Annotated in this window: 4 protein-coding genes and 1 pseudogene; 3 read left to right on the forward strand and 2 right to left on the reverse strand. The window is 71.6% G+C overall.

All coding sequences use genetic code 11. The annotated features are described in order from the left end of the window. The coding region (locus F3J18_RS36280; protein WP_166916971.1) for a FecR domain-containing protein at positions 1 to 784 on the forward strand (784 nt) is incomplete at its 5' end. A gap of 331 nt (positions 785 to 1,115) precedes the next feature. Then, a complete protein-coding gene (locus F3J18_RS36285; protein WP_025097857.1) occupies positions 1,116 to 1,352 on the forward strand; it encodes a DUF4880 domain-containing protein in 237 nt (78 codons plus the stop codon). Between the two features lie 26 nt (positions 1,353 to 1,378). Here the strand turns inward: F3J18_RS36285 and F3J18_RS36290 are convergent, their stop codons facing one another. Next, the gene (locus tag F3J18_RS36290; RefSeq protein ID WP_166916972.1) at positions 1,379 to 1,651 is read right to left on the reverse strand and encodes a hypothetical protein; all 273 of its coding nucleotides are present in this window, start codon (positions 1,649 to 1,651) and stop codon (positions 1,379 to 1,381) included. 275 nt (positions 1,652 to 1,926) lie between these two features. Continuing rightward, entirely contained in the window at positions 1,927 to 2,757 is an 831-nt protein-coding gene (locus F3J18_RS36295) for a hypothetical protein (RefSeq protein ID WP_025097859.1), read from the reverse strand. Positions 2,758 to 2,936: 179 nt separating this feature from the next. Here F3J18_RS36295 and F3J18_RS36300 point away from each other — a divergent pair. Continuing rightward, positions 2,937 to 3,239: pseudogene (locus F3J18_RS36300) on the forward strand (type II toxin-antitoxin system Phd/YefM family antitoxin); the annotation flags it as partial.

A 3,239-nucleotide genomic window follows, 5' to 3' on the forward strand; every position in this document is an offset into this window, starting at 1 on the left:
CGGCCGCGCCTGGACCGGCGTGGCCAGGCAGGAGCGGGCGATGCGCACCGGCCGCCGCGCCTTCGTCGGCTTCGCGGTCGCGGCCGGCGCATCCTGGCTGGCGATCCGGCCGCCGCTCGGGCTGTGGCCCTCGCTCGGCGAGCTGAGCTCGAACTACCGGACTGGCACCGGCGAGCAGCGGCAGATCGCGCTGTCCTCGCGCGTGACGGTCGAGATGAACACGCAGACGCGGCTCGACATGATCGGCTCGGCCGACGCGCAGGGTTTCGAACTGATTGCCGGCGAGACCGAGATCGATGCGGCGGCCCCCGTGCCGGGCCGCGTCGACCCGGTGCGGCCGGTGACCGTGCTGGCCGGCCGGGGCCGCATCGATGCGGCCGTGGCGCGCTTCAACGTGCGCCGGATCGACACGCAGGTCTGCCTGACCTGCCTGTCGGGCAGCCTCACGCTCGACCACCCGGGCGGCCGGCGCACGCTGGGCGCCGACCAGCAGGTGGTCTACGACGATCGCCGGGTCGATGCCGTGGCGCGCGTCGATACCGGGCCGGTGACGGCCTGGCGGCGCGGCGTGCTGGTGTTCAACGACGTGCCGCTGTCCGACGTGGTCGCGCAGATCAACCGCTATCGTCCCGGCAAGGTGATCCTGCGCAATGCCGCGCTCGGCGAGAATCGCATGCAGGCACAGTTCCCGATCGCGCGCGTCGACAGCGTGATCGACCTGCTCGGGCGCCTTTACGGCGCGCACATCACGCGCCTGCCCGGCAATATCGTGCTGGTGACCTGAAGCCGCGGCGCCCGCCTGGGTGTCGCGCCGCGCTGTCCCGTGCCGGGACGGCGAGTGCCCGGCATGTTCCTGCCTCACCTGCCTGCCCGTCGAGGGCGCTCGCGGCGGCGGCCCATTCCTGCCCATTCATATTGTTTTGTCCGCTCCCGGCGATTTCGCTGCGGGTTCGGTGCGTCTCGATCCGACTAGATGAAGGAGAGGCGCTGTCCCGTGGCCGTGGCGAACGTGGCCCGGCGAGACGTCCCGTCCATCCGGCGCGCGAGCGGCAGGCCGCGCCGGGCCGAAGGCGGGCGCACGCGACGGCGGACCATGAACTGCGGGGGACAGCAGGATGACGATCGTGTCGGGGGCGGACGGGCTGGGCGGCGCGGAACCGGTGACCGACGAGGTCATCCAGGAGGGCGCGATCCGCTGGCTCCTGTGGCTGCGGGTGGACCACGGTGCCGAACGCGAGTTCGCCGCCTGCGAGCGCTGGTGCGCGCAGAGCGACGCCCACGCGGAGGCGATGCACGAGGTGCTGTGGTTGTGGGCGGCGCTGCGGATGATCGGCGTGAGCGATCTGCATTGAGGCGGGCAGGCCCGCGCGACGATGGCTCAGAGATCGTCGGGCGTCAGCGTGATGCGCTTGCCGCCCGGGGCGCTCCTTTGCGTGCGCTGCTCGATCGCGCGCAGCAGACGCTGGCGGCCGAGCTCGAACGCCAGCAGCAACTGCTGCGGGCTGGCGTCCGCCGCACCGAGGCCCAGGCGCAGCGTTTCGGCCGGCAGGGCATAGGCGGCATAACCCCAGCCGGGGGCGTAGGCGGAAAACCGGATCGAGGCGTTACCGGTAACGATCGGTGCGGTCAGGTGAAGGCGGTTGGGCGTCATCGCAGGGTCCGTTCGTTGATACGTCGAGGTCGCCGCGATTGTGGCATATGAGGTCGTGCGGCGATACCGGTTCGCCGGAAGTTTCGCGCCCCGGCCTGTCGCGCCAGCGGGCCGGGGCGGGCGCCGAAAAGAAAATCTGCGGGTTAGGCGAGCCCGCTACGACCTAGTAAACGAGGGCTGTGCAGCGGCGAACCGAGGTTCCGAGGGGGACACGACCGAATCGCCGCGTATGGCAGGGGCCGCCAAAGTCGGGAGACAACATGACATCGATGCGGTCAGTTCGGCACCGGGCCGTCGTCGCGCGCACTGGCGCGCGCGGCGGCCCAGGCGGCGTCGTGCGGGTCGTCGGCGCTCCGGTAGGGTTCGAGCAGGAAGGGGCAGCGCTCGGCGAACGGCGCCGACGCCTGCAGCGCCACGATATGGTTGATCATCCAATGCAGCAGTTCGCCGCCGTGCCGGACCTGGTCGTGCCGCCAGTCGGGCATGTCCGCGAACAAGGCCGAGAACGCCTGCCAGCGCGACGGGCGATCGTTGTCGCCGGGCCGGAAGTAGGTGGCGAGGCTGACGTCGTCGTGTTCGGTCAGCGCGCCGACGAACAGGCCGTGCGGGGTCGGCACCGCGAGCTGCTTCCACTGCTCGGCCCGCGCCAGGCCGCGTACCACGCGCGCCAGCACGAACGCGATGCGCGTCTCGTGCTGGATCGCCGCGAGCGAGGTGGCGCCGTTGCGCTGCATGCAGCGCGCGACCGCGTGGGGGCGGATCGCCGTCGACGCGAAGCTGCGCAGCGTCAGGTCGGGGACCGTCAGGTGCAATTCGAATTCACGCAGGCCGTGCTCGGCGCTCATCGTCGCGAAATTGACGAACAGGCCCTCGTGCGCGCCGAGCGGGCCCACATAGGGCTCGAGGCCGAGCCGCGCGAGGCGCGGCGCGATCTGCCGCGCCAGCAGCCGCATCAGGTTGCGGCGGTTGCGCTCGCCGGAGAAGGTGTCGAGCGCGCGCGTGATCACGTCGCTGATCTCCCAGCGCCGCTCCTCCGCGACCAGCCGCGGCGAACCACTCAGATCGAATCGGGCGCGGCCGTGAGCCACGCGGGGGTCTACGTACATGCGGGAATCTCGTGCGTGATCGGCCTGCGCTGCAACCCGGCATCGCGAATCGTCGCGACGTCCCCGATGCTCATGCGCCCGACGCGGCGCGTCAAGTCCGATGCGCCGCGCGGCTCGCGGGTTCCGTGCCGCGCGGCGCTCCCATCCTACAAGGCAGAGGTGATCAGGTGATACGCACGGTGTTGGAACGCTTTGTCGAACACAGCCCGATGGCGATCATGGCGCGGCTGGTGATGCAGTGCGCGATCGATGACCAATGGCTGGACGCCGCCGACCTGGACGAGGACGCGGAGCGCGAACCCTTGCGCGAGGCGCTGCTCGCCTGCGTGGCCGACGCGGTGGTCGCGATCGGCGAGGGGCTGCGGCCCGGCGCGCGAGCGGTCATGGCGGCGCGCTTCGGGCCGTCCGTGACGGCCCTGCACGACCGCATGAGCCGGCTGCGCGCGGGCTGGGGACGCGCGCTGGTACGCGACGGCACCGCG

This window comes from Burkholderia sp. Ax-1720, from assembly GCF_011753035.1.
Lineage (GTDB): Bacteria > Pseudomonadota > Gammaproteobacteria > Burkholderiales > Burkholderiaceae > Burkholderia > Burkholderia gladioli.

Excerpts from the sequence above, each read along its gene's own strand:
- F3J18_RS36290 (WP_166916972.1), bottom strand. The coding sequence starts at position 1,651 with ATGACGCCCAACCGCCTTCACCTGACCGCACCGATCGTTACCGGTAAC.
- F3J18_RS36285 (WP_025097857.1), top strand. The coding sequence starts at position 1,116 with ATGACGATCGTGTCGGGGGCGGACGGGCTGGGCGGCGCGGAACCGGTG.
- F3J18_RS36295 (WP_025097859.1), bottom strand. The coding sequence starts at position 2,757 with ATGTACGTAGACCCCCGCGTGGCTCACGGCCGCGCCCGATTCGATCTG.